18 protein-coding genes and 1 pseudogene are annotated in these 16,108 nt (G+C 30.1%); 3 read left to right on the top strand and 16 right to left on the bottom strand.

What is annotated here, in order from left to right:
* Positions 1–88 precede the first annotated feature (88 nt).
* The 3 genes from EK368_RS13430 to EK368_RS13420 all read right to left on the bottom strand — a co-directional run bounded on the left by EK368_RS13430 (position 89) and on the right by EK368_RS13420 (position 2,066).
* The gene (locus EK368_RS13430) at positions 89–517 is read right to left on the bottom strand and encodes a flavodoxin (RefSeq protein ID WP_129600538.1); all 429 of its coding nucleotides are present in this window, start codon (positions 515–517) and stop codon (positions 89–91) included.
* Positions 518–551: 34 nt separating this feature from the next.
* Entirely contained in the window at positions 552–1,145 is a 594-nt protein-coding gene (locus tag EK368_RS13425; protein ID WP_165000460.1) for a DUF3793 family protein, read from the bottom strand.
* Between the two features lie 198 nt (positions 1,146–1,343).
* The gene (locus EK368_RS13420) at positions 1,344–2,066 is read right to left on the bottom strand and encodes an NAD-dependent protein deacylase (RefSeq protein WP_129600534.1); all 723 of its coding nucleotides are present in this window, start codon (positions 2,064–2,066) and stop codon (positions 1,344–1,346) included.
* Positions 2,067–2,292: 226 nt separating this feature from the next.
* Here EK368_RS13420 and EK368_RS13415 point away from each other — a divergent pair, with 226 nt between their 5' ends.
* The 3 genes from EK368_RS13415 (at position 2,293) to EK368_RS13405 (ending at position 4,111) form a co-directional block, all read left to right on the top strand.
* The gene (locus EK368_RS13415) at positions 2,293–2,835 is read left to right on the top strand and encodes a hydrolase (protein ID WP_129600532.1); all 543 of its coding nucleotides are present in this window, start codon (positions 2,293–2,295) and stop codon (positions 2,833–2,835) included.
* A gap of 234 nt (positions 2,836–3,069) precedes the next feature.
* Positions 3,070–3,411, top strand: a complete 342-nt coding sequence (locus EK368_RS13410) for a CidA/LrgA family protein (RefSeq protein ID WP_129600530.1) — start codon at positions 3,070–3,072, stop codon at positions 3,409–3,411.
* The gene (locus EK368_RS13405; protein WP_165000461.1) at positions 3,407–4,111 is read left to right on the top strand and encodes an LrgB family protein; all 705 of its coding nucleotides are present in this window, start codon (positions 3,407–3,409) and stop codon (positions 4,109–4,111) included. Before EK368_RS13410 ends, EK368_RS13405 begins: the two co-directional genes overlap by 5 nt.
* A gap of 66 nt (positions 4,112–4,177) precedes the next feature.
* Here the strand turns inward: EK368_RS13405 and EK368_RS13400 are convergent, their stop codons facing one another.
* From EK368_RS13400 to EK368_RS15000, 13 genes and pseudogenes are all read right to left on the bottom strand, one after another.
* Positions 4,178–4,696 (bottom strand): ECF transporter S component, encoded by a 519-nt coding sequence (locus EK368_RS13400; protein WP_129600526.1) that lies wholly within the window; start codon positions 4,694–4,696, stop codon positions 4,178–4,180.
* 141 nt (positions 4,697–4,837) lie between these two features.
* Positions 4,838–5,665 carry a diguanylate cyclase gene (locus EK368_RS13395; RefSeq protein WP_165000459.1) on the bottom strand — a complete coding sequence of 276 codons (828 nt, stop codon included), beginning with the start codon at positions 5,663–5,665 and terminating at the stop codon, positions 4,838–4,840.
* Between the two features lie 20 nt (positions 5,666–5,685).
* The gene (locus EK368_RS13390) at positions 5,686–6,036 is read right to left on the bottom strand and encodes a hypothetical protein (RefSeq protein WP_129600522.1); all 351 of its coding nucleotides are present in this window, start codon (positions 6,034–6,036) and stop codon (positions 5,686–5,688) included.
* 218 nt (positions 6,037–6,254) lie between these two features.
* Positions 6,255–7,169 carry a PLP-dependent cysteine synthase family protein gene (locus EK368_RS13385; RefSeq protein ID WP_129600520.1) on the bottom strand — a complete coding sequence of 305 codons (915 nt, stop codon included), beginning with the start codon at positions 7,167–7,169 and terminating at the stop codon, positions 6,255–6,257.
* Positions 7,170–7,182: 13 nt separating this feature from the next.
* Positions 7,183–8,304, bottom strand: coding sequence for a bifunctional cystathionine gamma-lyase/homocysteine desulfhydrase (locus EK368_RS13380; protein ID WP_129600518.1), 1,122 nt, complete (start codon positions 8,302–8,304; stop codon positions 7,183–7,185).
* Between the two features lie 2 nt (positions 8,305–8,306).
* Positions 8,307–8,768: an S-ribosylhomocysteine lyase gene (locus EK368_RS13375; RefSeq protein ID WP_129600516.1), complete on the bottom strand. Its 462-nt coding sequence runs from the start codon at positions 8,766–8,768 to the stop codon at positions 8,307–8,309.
* Complete coding sequence (locus EK368_RS13370) at positions 8,765–9,421, bottom strand: class I SAM-dependent methyltransferase (protein ID WP_129600514.1); 657 nt, start codon at positions 9,419–9,421, stop codon at positions 8,765–8,767. Before EK368_RS13370 ends, EK368_RS13375 begins: the two co-directional genes overlap by 4 nt.
* 159 nt (positions 9,422–9,580) lie before the next feature.
* Positions 9,581–10,792, bottom strand: a complete 1,212-nt coding sequence (locus tag EK368_RS13365) for a hypothetical protein (protein WP_129600512.1) — start codon at positions 10,790–10,792, stop codon at positions 9,581–9,583.
* A 229-nt stretch (positions 10,793–11,021) separates the two neighbouring features.
* Positions 11,022–12,398, bottom strand: a complete 1,377-nt coding sequence (locus tag EK368_RS13360; protein WP_129600510.1) for a GntP family permease — start codon at positions 12,396–12,398, stop codon at positions 11,022–11,024.
* A 22-nt stretch (positions 12,399–12,420) separates the two neighbouring features.
* Positions 12,421–13,425 carry a 4-hydroxythreonine-4-phosphate dehydrogenase PdxA gene (pdxA, locus tag EK368_RS13355; protein WP_423243549.1) on the bottom strand — a complete coding sequence of 335 codons (1,005 nt, stop codon included), beginning with the start codon at positions 13,423–13,425 and terminating at the stop codon, positions 12,421–12,423.
* Positions 13,426–13,437: 12 nt separating this feature from the next.
* The gene (locus EK368_RS13350; RefSeq protein WP_129600505.1) at positions 13,438–14,757 is read right to left on the bottom strand and encodes a four-carbon acid sugar kinase family protein; all 1,320 of its coding nucleotides are present in this window, start codon (positions 14,755–14,757) and stop codon (positions 13,438–13,440) included.
* Between the two features lie 14 nt (positions 14,758–14,771).
* Positions 14,772–15,533, bottom strand: coding sequence for a DeoR/GlpR family DNA-binding transcription regulator (locus tag EK368_RS13345; RefSeq protein ID WP_129600502.1), 762 nt, complete (start codon positions 15,531–15,533; stop codon positions 14,772–14,774).
* A 250-nt stretch (positions 15,534–15,783) separates the two neighbouring features.
* Positions 15,784–16,108: pseudogene (locus EK368_RS15000) on the bottom strand (methyl-accepting chemotaxis protein); the annotation flags it as partial.

The raw sequence follows: 16,108 nt of genomic DNA, 5'->3' as shown, positions 1-16,108 counted from the left end.
GTCTCTAATAAAGTAATGGAGCGGGATTATGAACAATCCCACCCCAACTATTGACATAGAGCCGGATTTAAAGGGGTTTTCTAAATTTTTATTCAGCCAATTTAGCTCCTAAATATTTACAATTATCTATTGCATCTCCATCAGGAGTTAAATGAGCAATGAATCCTTCTCCATCTACTACTTGTGCACCATATCCTTCCATTCTTTCTGTCCAATCTCTCATCCATTGACCATCACCCCAGTCATAAGAACCAAATAGTGCTAATTTTTTTCCAGATACAGCACCTGCAATCTCCTCTACAAAAGGTTCCATTGTATATTCTTCTAATACTTCAGCTCCCATAGAAGGACAACCTAAAGCTAGTGCATCAGCACTTGCTACATCTTCTTTTGTTGCATCTTCTACATTGATTAATTTTACTTCACAACCTTTGTCTTTTGCACCTTCAGCTACAGCTTCTGCCATTAATTTTGTATTTCCTGTTCCACTCCAATAAATAACTGATACATTTTTCATAATAAATCCCTCCATTTAAAATATATAATTTTTTTTAAGCATAAGAAAGAATTTGATCGATCAATCCACCACTTAAAAGAGTTTTTATATAATCCTTTGCTTTTACAAATTCATCATAACGCTTCTCTGATATGGTAGTATCTCCATAAATTCTCCAACCTTTTACTTTAGTAAGCTTTAAAGAAGGATGACCCATAAATCCTAAAACATCCTTTAGTGGATAACCTAAAAATATACCAATCTCATCAGGAATCATCCCTGCTTCAATTTTTTTTGTCATATGTAATACATATTCCTCTACATTCACATTTTTAGGATATCCTATGTTGTTCAAAAATCTTTTATTTCGAGGGTCTGTGAGTGCTTCTTGCAAAGATCCTGGATGATAAAAAAATACTTTAATACTTTTTTTACCATAACCAACTACTTTATAAGAAAGCTTCTTACAACATTGAAAAAAAGAATTAATTTTCTTTAATTTTTCACTTGTATTGGGATACTCTCTTGAAAAACTAAGTATTTCAGATGGCTTTTTTCCAAGCATAACAGGACCTAGCGTTTGAAGTAGCCATTGAATAAAAGGATCTTTATTATTTTTTAAACAGGAAAAATAGTTTTGTTGACACATCACATGCACCTCATTATTGATAATGATTATCTTTTTCATAAAAATAATATCAAATTATCTTTGTTTTGTCAATGAAAATAATTATCATTATTGATAATTATTTTTCAAAAAATTGACATAAAAAATAAGAACATTTTATAGAACTTCTTCCCCTAAAATGTTCTTATTTTTATTACTTCTCTAATTAAAATCTATATTCTATAAAACACTATCTAAAACTTTTCCTATGCTTTCATGAATCACTAGATTTGCTCTTTTGTCATAAGGTGTAATATCTTTATTAATAAGAATCAATTGATTTCCTTTATAATATTCAATCAATCCTGCTGCAGGGTATACTACTAAAGAAGTTCCTCCTACAATAAGAACATCTGCTTTTTTTATGTATTCTACAGATTTTTCAATAGTATAATTATCTAGTCCCTCTTCATATAAAACTACATCTGGTTTAACAATACCCCCACATGAGCATCTAGGAATAACCTCCTTCGATGACCTGATATACTCTAGATCATAGTCTTTTTTGCATTTCATACAATAATTTCTATGTACAGAGCCATGAAGTTCTAAAACTTCTTTGCTTCCTGCTAATTGATGTAGTCCATCTATATTTTGAGTAATCACAGCTTTTAGTTTCTTTCTTTTTTCTAACTCTACCAAAGCATCATGAGCTAAATTAGGCTGTGCATTTGGATAAATCATCTTATTTTTATAAAACTCATAAAATTCTTTTGGATGCTTCATAAAAAAAGTATGACTAAGCATTACCTCTGGAGGATAATTTTTTTCTTTTGTACTATATAATCCTGTATCTGCCGTCCTAAAATCAGGAATATTACTTTCTGTTGAAGTTCCCGCTCCTCCAAAAAAAACAATATTATCACTTCTTTGAATCATTTCTTTTAATTTTTCTATACTCAAAATCGCACCTCCTATTAAACACCATATTCTTATTCATTTTATTATAACATAATTTTATTTTTTACCTTCCTGTCAAATAAAACTTCATTTATATAAAATCTTTACTTGATCTTTATGATAAATTACATAATTCTTTGAATTAATATTCATTAGATAAAAATTTATAGAAGGGAATTTTAAAATGATGAAGAATATAATCAATAAATTCGAAAAAGGGGTGTTTCAAATGAGAATACTAAAGGATAATACAATAGCTGTCATTATCGACATGCAAGAACGTCTTCTTCCTCATATGGAAAATAAAAATAACTTATTACAAAATTTCAAAACACTCATTCAAGGACTTCATGCTTTAAATATTCCTATGATCGTTTCTGAACAATATCCCAAAGGATTAGGTTCTACAGTGGAAGAAATCAGTCAAATTCTAGGTGATTGCACCAATATTGAAAAAATGTCCTTTAGTTGTTTTGATGAAGTAAAACTACAACAACAAATAGACTATATGAATAAAGAATGGATTATTATAGCTGGAATTGAATCTCATATTTGTGTACTTCAAACCGTTATAGACTTAATAGATAACGGGTATGTTCCTGTGGTAGTAGAAGATTGTATTTCTTCTAGAAAAGAAAATGATAAGAAAATAGCTATTGAAAGAATGCGTCAAATGGGTGCTATTATTACTACTACTGAATCTATTTTATTTGAACTTTGTAGATTTGCTACAACAGATGCTTTTAAAGTCATTTCAAAGCTTGTAAAGTAAGAATTCTTACTTTGCAAGCTTTTATACTTTTTAAATATTTTCTCTTATTTGATGAATGTTTATATCTATTTAAAATATAGTCTATTTATTCTTGATAGTCTTTAAAAGAAAACGTTTTTCTATTTGTATTCATACTATCCCCTCAGTTGTTTTTTTATATGTTAAGTTGTAAAATACTGTAGATAAACCAATTTAAATTTCAGTATATATCCAAAGCACATTGTGAGGTGAATTATGAAAATATTTATTCAATTTTTAGGTATTGTAGGAATCTGGCAATTAGGAGAATGGATTCATCGCATGTTATCTATTCCAATCCCTGGAAGCATTTTAGGAATGTTGATTTTATTTACATTATTAGTGTTAAATATCATAAAACTTGAGTGGGTAGAAAATTGTGCTGATTTTTTACTAAAACATTTGGCATTTTTCTTTATTCCATCTGGAGTAGGACTTATTGCTGCTCTTGAACTTTTAAAGAAAAATTGGATTCCTCTTTTTATAATTATCTTTATAAGTACTATTGTAGTAATGGGAATCACAGGAAAAATAGTAGAAAAATTTGTAAAGGATTGATAAAATGTTAAATCATCATTTTTTTGGAATTATTATTTCTTTGATTACTTTTAATATTGGTCTTTTTATTTATAAAAAAACCAAATTACCAATTTTAAACCCTATTTTAATTAGTATATTACTTATTGTAGGAATTCTTCTTAATTTTGAAATTCCTCTTGAATCATACGATAAAGGAGGTAGGCTTATTTCATTCTTTTTAGGACCTGCTACTGTTGTGTTAGCCATTCCTATGTATAAACAACTTCCTGTTTTAAAAAAGCATATAAAAGCTATATTGATAGGAATTAGTGGTGGAGTCATCACATCTATTAGTGTTGTCATTGCTTTGGCTAAAGCTTTTGAACTTGATCACACACTAAAACTTTCTTTAATTCCTAAATCTATTACTACTCCTATTGGTATTGCTATCTCTGAAAGTCTAGGAGGTATTAGCTCTATAGCTGTTATCGCCATTATCATTACTGGAATTTTAGGTGCGATTATGGCACCTTTTATCTGTAAAATTTTTAAAATCCATCATAGTGTAGCAAAAGGGATTGCCATAGGAACCTCTTCTCATGCCGTTGGAACATCAAAAGCTTTAGAAATGGGAGAAACGGAAGGCGCTATGAGTAGTCTCTCTATCGCATTAGCAGGTGTAATTACTGTATTTTTAGCTCCCTTATTTGTTCGCATATTCTCTTATTTTAATTTATAAAATCAACAAATTTCCAAATCAAAAAGACTCAGTTTTATGAGTCTTTTTGATTTGGAAATTTTATACTTATACCGCTTGATATTTTAATTTTGAAAAAGCTTTTTTAACAGCCTTACCCAGTGGAAGTGCTATGATAACCCCTATACTAGTAGTAAATAAAGATCCTGGAATATTAGAAAGAGATGCTATGAAATTTCCACTTAAATATACATTTGTAAAATAGTATCCTACTAAAGATACGACCCCTCCTACTAAATATGCTAAAAAATTTATTCCTAAATTTTGTCCATCATATTCTTTACTTTGAGCAATTTTTGCTACTACATAAGCCATAAGCCCTTTCACAATTAAGGTAAACGGTGCATAAGAAATATATCCTCCAAAAATATCAAATAAAAACATTCCTCCTCCAGATGCAATAGCTGAATCTTTAGGATCTAAAATAAGTGCTGTAATAAATAAAGCCGTTGTTCCTAAATGCATCATACTTGCTCCTATTGGTACATGAATGTAAGTTGCTACCATATTCAGTGCCATAAACAATCCAATCATTACAATTCTTCTAGTAGTCCACTTTTTTTGCATAAACTCTATCTCCTTTCATTTTAATTACTATAATATTACATTATAGGTACATTTATATTATTTCACACAAATCGTATCGTGTCAACACTACATTCCAATATTGTATCGTATACATAAAAACAGCCAGTTGATCTGGCTGCTTTAAGCAATTTCATTTTCTTCATGGACAATACTAATTCCACATTTATTTTTTTTAGCTATAGTAGAAGCTAAGCTTGCTTGATTAATTAAATGGACAGTAGCTTCATATACATTTTTTATCTTTGTACATTTTTTTGATTGTATCATTCCAGCAGAAATAGTAACAGGAATTTTATTTGGAAATTCATGATTTTTTATTATATCTATTATTTTTATTATTTCATTTTTACATTTTTCTATAGGAGTAGAAAGTTGCAAAACAAACTCGTCTCCTCCAAATCTACAAACATGTGCATCTTTAGGTTTATATTGTTTCAGAAGTCTTGCCAATTCTTTTAATATTGTATCCCCTAAAATATGTCCGTATTCTTTGTCTATCCTTCCAAAATTATTTACATCCATAAATATAATAGATGTTATTTCATTTTTAGTTATACATTTTTGAATTTGATAATAAATATAATCACTTTTATAAAGTTCAGTCAGTAGATCTATGTGTTTTCCAAGTTCAGCTACTACAAGTAACTTTGTAATAACTCCTACAATTTGTTCATTTTCCTCCACTAATAAAAAATCTTGATCTTGTTGGTCAAATATTTCTTTCGCACTCCATACAGATGCTTCCGAACTAATAAATTTAAAATCTGTCAACATAGCATCTGCAGCAATTCTATTAGGATGTACATCTATTAGTTCTTTATTTGTAATCATTCCTTTAATTTGATGATGATCTATTACAGGAAAATAGTTTATTCCTTGATTAAATGCAATATCTCTAATAGTACTTACACCTTCTAAAATATCAATACACATAAACTGATCTTTCATAATTTGAGATATTCTCATTATCATAAGTCTATAGATTTGCTAACTTGAAAAGTTATATTCATTTGCACCTTTATAATCATAGATTCGTTAGCAACCTTTCCTCCCTCTTCCATAATTAAATCTATTATTTTTTCTTTTTTCAACATATTTAACAAAATTTTTCTAATCACGAGCGCTTCTACTTTGGAGTCTTCTACTTTTATGATCTCATATTGTCCTGGAGATACTACCTCTACCATTCTTCTAGCAGCTTCTGGTCCAATTGGAGCTTTTCTTCCTACAATAAGTACATCCTGCATGGGAGGCATTTCAAACTCAGAAAAGCGCATTACTACTTCAGCTTTTCTGCTGCTCCCCATATGGTTTTCCATATAAAATCCACCTTTCAAAATCTAATCACAATTTAATATACTATTTGTTTTATTTTTTTCTATATTTGTACATATATTACTATTATACCAAAATAAATCTGATTCATAAAGCATTTTTAGGGACTAAAGACCTATTATCAGTCATCTGTCTATAATAATTGAAAAAACAAAAAAACTTCTTTCTAAGTGGTATTTTCCTAGAAAGAAGTTTTTGATCATCACAGTTGATAAATATTTTTACTCAAGTATCGGTCTCCTCTATCTGCCAAAAGTACTACTATATTTCCATACTTTATCTTCTTTGCTTGTTTTATAGCTCCTATAAAAGCTGCTCCAGACGAAGTTCCCACTAATAGCCCTTCTTTTATAGCCAATTCTTTTACTCCTTGTAAAGCTTCATCATCTGAAATCTTTTCTACTTCATCTATTAAACTTATATCCATAGTTTTAGGGATAAAATCATTTCCTATTCCTTCTATCTTATAAGAACCACATACACCTCCACCAATAATGGAACCAATAGGATCAACCAATACTCCTCGTATTTTTTCATTTTGTTCTTTTAAATAAGACATAACCCCTGTAAAGGTACCTCCAGATCCTGCTCCTGAAACAAATAAATCTATCTTTCCATCTAATTGTTCATATATTTCTCTACCCGTATACATATAATGAGCCTGTGGATTATCAAGATTATAAAATTGATTGACTACAAAAGTATCTTTAATTTGAGATTTTAACTCCTCTACTTTTTCAAAAGCTCCGTTCATACCCTTTTCTTCTGGTGTACTTATAATTTTAGCTCCTAATGCCTTCATGATCATTTGCTTTTCTATTGAAAATTTTTCAGGTACTACAAATATAATCTCATATCCTTTATTGATTGCAGCTAACGAGATACCTATTCCTGTATTTCCAGCTGTTGCTTCTATAATAGTATATCCTGGTTTAAGCTTTTCTTCTTTTTCTGCCCTTTGAAGAATCCATTGTCCAATTCTATCTTTTACAGAACCTCCTGGATTATAAAATTCTAATTTTGCAAATAGATTTACATGTTTTGGAATATCAAAATGATTCATCTTTAGCATAGGAGTATTGCCTATTAAATCTTGAATGCTATCATAGTAATGCATCTTAATTCACCCTTTATTTTAAAATGTCTAAATCTTTTATAATATCCTCCACATCCTCAATTCCTACAGACAATCTAATCAATGTATCTGTAATACCTATTTTATCTCTAATGTCTTTTGGAATAGAAGCATGAGTCATTTTAGCTGGAATAGATATAAGACTTTCTATTCCTCCTAAACTTTCTGCTAAAGTAATCGTTCTTAAGTTAGATATCATTTTATCTACATATTTTTCACTGGATACCTCAAAAGAAATCATTCCTCCACTATCTCTCATTTGATCCTTTAAAAAACCCTCTATATCAATTTTAGGATAATATATTTTTCTAACCCAATCCTGATTTTTTAGCCAATTTACAACTACTTTTGCATTTTGACAATGCCTATCCATCCGTACAGCTAAAGTTTTCATTCCTTTCAACAAAATCCAACTATCAAAAGGTCCTAATATAGCCCCTACTGCATTTTGTATAAAGTGCATTTTTTCTCCTAATTGTTCATCCTTTACTACTACTAACCCTGCAACTACATCACTATGTCCTCCTAGATATTTTGTAGCACTGTGAAGAACAATATCTGCTCCTAAAGATAACGGTCTTTGTAGATAAGGAGTCATAAAAGTATTGTCTACAATAAAAATCATATTATTTTTATTTGCAATTTTTCCTATTTCTTGTATATTACTAACTTTCATTAGTGGATTTGTAGGTGTTTCTACATAAATAGCTTTTGTATTTTCTCTTATATGATCTTTTATATTCTCTGCATGAGTAGTATCCACAAAGCTATATTCTAATCCAAAATTTTTGAATATTTTATCTACCACTCTAAAAGTTCCACCATATACATCATCACTCAGTATAATATGATCCCCACTTTTTAGTAGCATAAGCACAGAAGATATAGCTGCCATTCCCGATCCAAAGGCAAACCCTCTTGCTCCTCCCTCTAAATCAGCAATTAATTTTTCTACTCCTTCTCTTGTTGGATTTTGAGTACGAGAGTACTCATATCCACTATGTTTTCCAATAGCCTCTTGAGCATAAGTAGATGTTTGATAAATTGGAATTGTAACTGCTCCTGTAGTTTTATCTCCATCAACGCCTCCATGGATAATAAGAGAATTAAATTTCATATTTATTCCTTCTTTCCATATTTTATTTGTAAAATATCTAATACTTCTTTTGCATATTCTTTTGCTCCAAATAAAGACATATCCCTGTAATTTCCACATTGTATTTCATTTGCTGCTGGAACCTCTTTTGAATCTAATACTTTTTTTAATGTATATATCAAAGCATCTGCTATCTCTTCCTCTTCTTTTTCTCCTACTACAATTAAATAAAATCCCGTTCTACATCCCATAGGAGATAAATCTACTACATTATCTACTTTTTCTCTTATATATCCTGCCATTAAATGTTCTAGGCTGTGTATTGCTCCTGTAGGTATGGCTTCTTTATTAGGTTGAGTAAATCTTAAGTCAAACTTTGTAATGATATCTCCTTTTGGTGTATTAATTTTACCACACCTTCTTACAAAAGGAGCGTCTACTATCGTATGATCCATTGTGAAGCTTTCTACTATTATTTTTTTCATTTTTTATTTCCTCCTTTATAGCAAGTCATTATCCATACATATTTATTCATTTTTTTTCTATCCATTCTATAATCTAAGTCTTCAAATATTTTGGATATATCTTCTATATACTCATAATACTCTGTATTTAAATCATTTAGTAAATGTAACTTCTTTTCATTCTCAACCTCTTTATACAAAGCTTTTTTATATTTTTTTGACTCAAACATAGTATCTGCAATAACTACTTTTCCACCTTCCTTTAAAAAACTATCTAAATAATATATAGCTTCTCTTTTTTCTTTCTGATCTAAATGATGAAAAGCATAAGAAGTTACAATAGCATCTACCTTTGTAGAAATATGAATGTTTAAAAAATGTCCATCATATATTTCTATATGAGAGAGCTTGTTCTTAGCTATTTTTCTCATTTCTTGTGATGGTTCTATTGGAATAACATGAAAACCTCTTTTATATAAAATACTTGTCAAATTCCCTGTCCCTACTCCAATTTCTAAAACTACTCCACCTTTTTTATCCTGTAACTGATCACATACTGTTGATAATATATGATCATACCTTTCAAATACTTCTTTATATTCATTGTCTATTCCATACACAGTACGATCATAATCCACAGCCCATTGATCAAACAATTCAGTAAAATCTCCCATTCTATTTCCTCCTTTTTTAATTCATAGTATTCATCCCAAATTACTTGGTATTAGTTTAGCATTTACTTTTTATAAAGTCAATTCATATTTTATATAAATTGTTAAAACCAAAATAAAAAACTCCTTTCTAGGTTTTATATTCCTAGAAAGGAGTTTTTACTACATAGCTGGTTGAACGTCTACTTCTTGAACAATCTCAGTTTCCATCATTTTAGCTTGAGCTTCCATCATTTCTATTAAGCTCATTGAGTTTTGTGGAGTAAGCTTTGGCATATCTATTTTTACATCTTTATTGATGTTGTATATTTTAGAATTATAGTTAATTCCTATATTAAATACCCCTTTGCTTTGTGGTTTTTCTACTTTTGCTGCTACTTTTTCTATTGCTGCCATATCAATATGTAAATCTATTTTACCATTTTCATGGACAATGTATCCATCTTTATTGATACCATATTCAATAACAATTCCTTTGTCTCCAATGAATTTTACATTGTTGTATTGATCCATAAATTTATTAAATTCTTTTTTCATTTCTGGTAAATTCTTTTCAAGATCAGCTAATCCTTTATTTAATTCTTCTTTTGATAATTGATCTTGAGGATTTGTAGCTTGTGAGAATGTCATTACCATATCCATATACTCTTTTACAAATTTCATAGTATCTTTATTATCCATGAAACTATTTCCTGTGTATCTTACTAGTTTTTTAAATGATGCATCATCTAATTTTAACTCATAAATATCTAAAGTTTCTCCATTAATCACTTTTGTTCCTTTTTTCTCTACCATTTTAAATCCTGGGTCAAAGTTTTTAACATAATCTTTGAAGAATTTTGCAACTTTTCCTTGAGATTCTTGAGCAAATTTCATCATGTTTGCAAAATCTTGTTTTTCTTTTTGGTCCTTCATCATATCATTAAAATTAATTACTGCATATTCTTTAGTTTGTAGTTCTTGTGGAAGTCCCATTTTCATCATAGCAGGCATTTTAATAATTTCTACTAATTTTGGTGTTTTTCCTGTCATATCTGTATCTACCCATACTGGAATTTCCATTGCCATTCCACCAAAATTCATATTCATATCTACTTGTGCTGTAGCAGCTGTTTTTTCTTTGTTTTGTACCATCTTTTGATGCAATGAAAGTTTTGAATCTTTAAGCATTGTTTGCATTTGATTGAATCCTTCTTGATCCTCTTGTGATAATCCCTTTGCATTTACTGTAAAAGTAATATCTGTATTACTTTCCATAGAAGTAATATCTTGTGCTTTTTCAAAAGCATTGTAAATTGCCATTTCATTACTAGTACATCCAGTAAAGACTAGCGCAAATACTAATAACAGTGATAAAATTGATATTTTTTTCATTTTCTTTCCCCCTATATATTTTGTTATTCTCATTCTACAATATATTTTACATATTGTAAATTATTTCATAAACACATCATACAAATTTAGACCTTTTTACTCATTTTTTGACTTTATTAAAACAAAGCAATCTTTTATTATTTTTTATATCAAATATTTATTTTTATATAAGTTATTAATCTAACCAATAGCCAAACCACCCTTTTATCACAAAAGAGTGGTTTGGATTTTAATGAAAAATAGCATTTACAATTAATAATTCAATAAGTCCTACTGCCCATGCAATAGTAGTTGTAATAGACCATACTCTGATTTGTTCTTTTGCTTCTTTAATTCCTAACATACGGTTTACTACCCAATAATAACTATCATTAAAATAAGAAAATACCAAAGATCCTATACAAGCTGCCAATGCTGCAAATACTGGATTTACATCTAGTGTTACAATCATAGGTGCCGTAATAGATGCTGCAGTAATCATAGCTACTGTTCCACTTCCTTGAATCAATCTTACTAAAGAAGCTACTACAAATGGAAGTAATATAGCAGGAATTGAAGATTGTGCAATTAAGTTTGCTATGTAATCCCCTGCTCCACTATCACGAAGTACCATTCCTAGTGCTCCACCACCACCAGTAACCAAAATAATAATTCCTGCTGATTTGATTCCATCCTCCATTTTCTCTAGAGTATCTTTTCTTGAGTCTTTTCCTGTAAGTCCATAAATTGCAACAATTAGACCAATTCCTACTGCTATAATTGGAGACCCTAAAAATTTAATTGTACTCACAAAATTTCCTTCTATTTTTAAAGCTGTCACAACTGTGTTAGAAAGAATCAATAGTACTGGAATCAAAATAGGTGCAAATGCCACAAACGTAGAAGGAAGATTTTGATCCTCTTCATCATCTAAAAAGCTTGAAATGCTCTTTTCATATTCAGGTCTAATCCATCCTTGCCCATCTTCTGTAGGAAGCTGATAAATTCTTTTTCCTAACCATTTCCCATAAATCATTCCTGCAATAGTCATAGGGATTGCCAAAACAATTCCCCAAAGAAGTATACTTCCAACACTTACTCCAAATATACCCGCAACTCCAACTGGTCCTGGAGTAGGAGGTACCAAAGAGTGTGTAATTACTAGTCCTAAAGCTAGTGCAATCCCTAATGAAACTACAGATTTCTTTGTCTTTTTAGAAATTGCCTTTACAAGCGGAGATAAAATAACAAATCCTGAATCACAAAATATAGGAATAGATACAATAAATCCTGTTAATGCCAAAGCTAATTCTTCGTTATTTTTTCCTAACTTTTTCACAAAAGTTTTGGCCATTCTTTCAGCTGCTCCTGAAACTTCAAAAATTTGTCCCATCATTACACCTAAACCAATAATGATTCCAATACTTCCCAAAGTTCCTCCAAAACCCTTAGATATAGACTCCATTACTTTGTCTGCTGGCATACCTCCAATAATACCTGTCATAGATGCAGCAATAATAAGTGCTAAAAATGCATGAATTTTTGTTTTCATAATCATAAAAATCAAACAAATAATACCAATCGAGAGCCCTACAATCATTTGACTTCCTGATACCGAAGCTTCCATAAATTCTCCCCCTATATATTGATTATTGATTAAATTTTGGTGCATATAATGCAGCTAATCTTATCGCTTCTACCATACTTACTTCACTTGCTTTACCTGTTCCTGCAATGTCTAGTGCTGTTCCATGGTCTACAGATGTTCTTAAAAACGGCATATTATTTGTAATAGAAATGGTTCTTTCAAAATCAACCATTTTCGTAGCAATATGTCCTTGATCATGATAAAGAGATAATACTGCATCATATTTTCCTTTTAGTGCAAAATAAAATACTGAATCTGCTGGAACTGGTCCTACTACATTGATTCCTTGTTGTTGCCCTAAAATTACTGCAGGTTCGATTTCTTCTACTTCTTCATTTCCAAATAATCCATGTTCCCCACTATGAGGATTTAATCCTGCAACGCCTAATTTCCCATTTTTAATTCCAAGTCTTTCTAAAGCTTCACTACATCTTTTTATATATTCTAGTACTCTTTCCTTTGTAGCAATAGTACATGCATCTTTTAATGATACGTGTCTAGATAAAAAGAAAACTCTTAAGTCATGTACTTGAAACATAGTAAGAGGATCTTTTGTATGAGTTAGATCTTCTAATATTTCTGTATGTCCTATATAATTTACTCCTCCAGCTTTAAATGCTTCTTTGTTAATAGGAGTAGTGGCAATGGCATCTACCTTTTTTTCCATTGCCAATTTCACTGCAAGTTTTATATATTCAAAAGCAGCTTTTCCAGCCATTCCTTGTACTTTTCCTATTTGAAGCTTTTCTATATCTATATTTTTTAAATCAATTAAATTTAAAATACCTTTCTCATATTCTCCTTGTTCTACATTTTCAATTACTTTTATTTTAAAATCTACATTACAAAACTTCATAGCTTGTTCTAATGTTTTTTTATCTCCAATCACTACTGGCTTTGACCACTTATATACCTCTTCATTGTTTAATGCTTTTACTACAATCTCAGGTCCAACCCCAGCAGGATCTCCCATAGGAATTCCAATATAACTTCTTTTCATTTTAATTTATCCTTTCTCTTATGAATTTTTGTGATATCCAGTAGATACCTTTGTTAATAAATATTCAACACATTTTATAATGGCATTAGTCTCTCCTACCAATCCACCCTTTGTAATAATAGGCATATTTTCAAATTGCCCTCTTATAAATCTTCCATAAACAGCTAATGGCAATACTTCATCTTTTACTTCTATTCCTGAAGCTTTCAGTTCTTTGCAAACAGCTACTGTTACATCTCCTCCACTTGTAAATAATCCACCTATGGTTGTATCTGTTTTTTCCATAAGTCTTTTTGTAATCTGTGCAAGTCCAGTGGATATTCTTAAAGTCACATCATCTTCAGTAATTTTTAATCTTTGAGCAATATGAGAAAGATTTAATATTTCCTCTTCCTCTGTAGTAGTGATCGCTCCTATAATAGAATACTCATTCATATCTTTTATTAAGCAATCTATTACTCTACCAATTTCATATTCACGAGTTTTTTCATAAATAAGAGCTTCTGTATCTACTGTTATAAATAAGCATTCATGATTTACCTTTAATGCTTCTAGTTGTCTTCTTGTAAGATTACTGACACTCCCTACTGTAAGCATGACCTTTTGTCCTGGTATTACCTTTGGCTTTTTTACTACTTCTTTTGTAAGAGCCGCACTAAATGGACCTGGATCTACTGCAATGACACTCAGTTTTGCACTTTTTACTGTCTTTGCAATTTTTTTAATATCTTCATCTGTAGTAGCATCTACTATAAAAATTTTATTCCCTTTATTTTTTCCACTGATTATTCTATCTTTTAGTACTTCTTCTCCTTTTAGTACTTGATCTAATGAAATATAATCTACTAAGTATTTACTTTGCTCTTTTATAAGCTTTTGTACACAAGAAGTATATACAGGATTCTTTGGATCCTTTGCCACATCTGTATTTTCTAGTGGTATAGAATCTACCATTAAATATCCACCTATCGTGATTCTTCCTGATGATGGAAAAGCAGCTACTACTATAGCAATCGTATCTTCATCTAAACTATCTAATACTGCATCTATTTCTGATCCTATGTTTCCTCTTAGAGTAGTATCAATTCTCTTTGAAAACAATTTTACATCCTTTTCTTTAAAAAATTCTGTAATCTTACTTACTCTTTTATAAGCTCTATCTTTATGTATAGCTCTACTATCTGTGCTGATAGAGATAACTTTAAAATCATTGTATTCCTTTTCATCATAATCCTCTAATTTTAAAAAAGTAGCAGCTTTATATCCTGCTCTTGAAAGTAGAACACTTGTAGCGTTTGCTCCTGTCAAATCATCTGCAATAATTACAACTTCTGGCATACAATCCCTCCATTTTATACTAATTTCACTTCCACACCTAACTGACCAATTTTATTGACTATTTTTTCATCCAATCCTTCATCTGTAATAATTTGGCTCAAACTTTCTAGTGAAGAAATTTTAGCAAAGCTTTTTTTTCCAAATTTCCAATGATCTGTCACAAGTATAGTTTCTTCTGCTACCTTCATCATCTGTTTTTTTATTCTTGCTTTTTCAATACTTGGAGTCGTAAGACCTTCCTTCACATCAGCAGAGCTAGTTCCCAAAAATGCAATATCTGCATAAACTTGTTCTAAAAAATCTTTAGTATTTGGCCCTAGACATGCACCTGTACTTCCCTGAATCAATCCTCCTGTACAAAATACTTGTATTTGAGAAAATTTTGAAAGAAACAAAGCAATTACTAAATCTGGTGTAATTACTTTCAAATTCTTTATTTCTTTTATTTTTTTTGCAATCTCCATATTTGTAGTTCCTGCATCTAATATAACGGTATGCCCTTCTTTAATAAGAGAAGCTGCATATTGTGCAATTCTTTTTTTCTCTTCCATATGTTCTGATGTTTTTTTTCCATAAGGAACTTCTTCTGTGAGCATATCATGAAGAATTGCTCCTCCATGAGTTCTTGTAATTAAATTATTTTCTTCTAAATATTTTAAATCTCTTCGAATCGTCATAGGGGAAGTATCTAATATACTTGCTAAATCCTCTACAACCGCTGTTTTATTTTCTTTTAAATGTTTTATAATATAATTTCTTCTTTCTGCCTGAAGCATATTTTTCACCACTTTGTTTTTAATTGTTTGTTAATGTGTTTAACTTTGTTTTTTTTTGTTTATTTTTGTTGGTTTCATTATAATATTCTTCTTTTTGTATGTCAATACAAAAAGCTACCCTCATAAAAATTGACTTTTTTAGAAACAAAGCAACAGGTTTATTGTTCTTTCTTTATCCCTAAAAAATAAGAGCTTTCTCATTACATTTAAAATATAATGAGAAAGCTCTTATTTTTTTCTTTGTTCATACTTATATTTGAAATTTATTTACTAATTGATTCAATGCTTCTGCCAAGTTCGATAATTTTTCACTGGCGTTGGCTACCTCTTGTATAGATGCTAGTTGTTCTTCTGTAGCTGCTGAAGCTTCTTGTGTACTTGCTGCATTTTCTTCTGAAATAGCAGATAAACTATGAAGAATTTCTACCATTTCACTTGTTTTATTTCCTATTCCTTGTCCTATTTCATATAATTCTGTAATCATGCTTTGTGTTTGGCTAATAGATTCTGTGATTCCTTTAAACTTGGTATCTGTGTCTAATACACTTTTATTTTGTTCTTCTACAGTTTTAGAC

Origin of the sequence: Anaerophilus nitritigenes, from assembly GCF_004138215.1 — a bacterium.
GTDB classification, from domain to species: Bacteria; Bacillota; Clostridia; order Peptostreptococcales; family Thermotaleaceae; genus Anaerophilus; species Anaerophilus nitritogenes.
Note: the sequence above shows the minus strand (reverse complement) of the source record. Positions and strands in the feature narration are given on the sequence as shown.

Coding starts and splice junctions, on each gene's coding strand:
- EK368_RS13370 (WP_129600514.1), bottom strand. CDS start 9,421: ATGGGAGATTTTACTGAATTGTTTGATCAATGGGCTGTGGATTATGAT.
- EK368_RS13360 (WP_129600510.1), bottom strand. CDS start 12,398: ATGGAAGCTTCGGTATCAGGAAGTCAAATGATTGTAGGGCTCTCGATT.
- EK368_RS13430 (WP_129600538.1), bottom strand. CDS start 517: ATGAAAAATGTATCAGTTATTTATTGGAGTGGAACAGGAAATACAAAA.
- EK368_RS13365 (WP_129600512.1), bottom strand. CDS start 10,792: ATGAAAAAAATATCAATTTTATCACTGTTATTAGTATTTGCGCTAGTC.
- EK368_RS13390 (WP_129600522.1), bottom strand. CDS start 6,036: ATGGAAAACCATATGGGGAGCAGCAGAAAAGCTGAAGTAGTAATGCGC.
- EK368_RS13375 (WP_129600516.1), bottom strand. CDS start 8,768: ATGAAAAAAATAATAGTAGAAAGCTTCACAATGGATCATACGATAGTA.
- EK368_RS13395 (WP_165000459.1), bottom strand. CDS start 5,665: ATGAAAGATCAGTTTATGTGTATTGATATTTTAGAAGGTGTAAGTACT.
- EK368_RS13345 (WP_129600502.1), bottom strand. CDS start 15,533: ATGCTTCAGGCAGAAAGAAGAAATTATATTATAAAACATTTAAAAGAA.
- EK368_RS13425 (WP_165000460.1), bottom strand. CDS start 1,145: ATGTGTCAACAAAACTATTTTTCCTGTTTAAAAAATAATAAAGATCCT.
- EK368_RS13415 (WP_129600532.1), top strand. CDS start 2,293: ATGAGAATACTAAAGGATAATACAATAGCTGTCATTATCGACATGCAA.
- EK368_RS13400 (WP_129600526.1), bottom strand. CDS start 4,696: ATGCAAAAAAAGTGGACTACTAGAAGAATTGTAATGATTGGATTGTTT.
- EK368_RS13350 (WP_129600505.1), bottom strand. CDS start 14,757: ATGCCAGAAGTTGTAATTATTGCAGATGATTTGACAGGAGCAAACGCT.
- EK368_RS13385 (WP_129600520.1), bottom strand. CDS start 7,169: ATGCATTACTATGATAGCATTCAAGATTTAATAGGCAATACTCCTATG.
- EK368_RS13410 (WP_129600530.1), top strand. CDS start 3,070: ATGAAAATATTTATTCAATTTTTAGGTATTGTAGGAATCTGGCAATTA.
- EK368_RS13380 (WP_129600518.1), bottom strand. CDS start 8,304: ATGAAATTTAATTCTCTTATTATCCATGGAGGCGTTGATGGAGATAAA.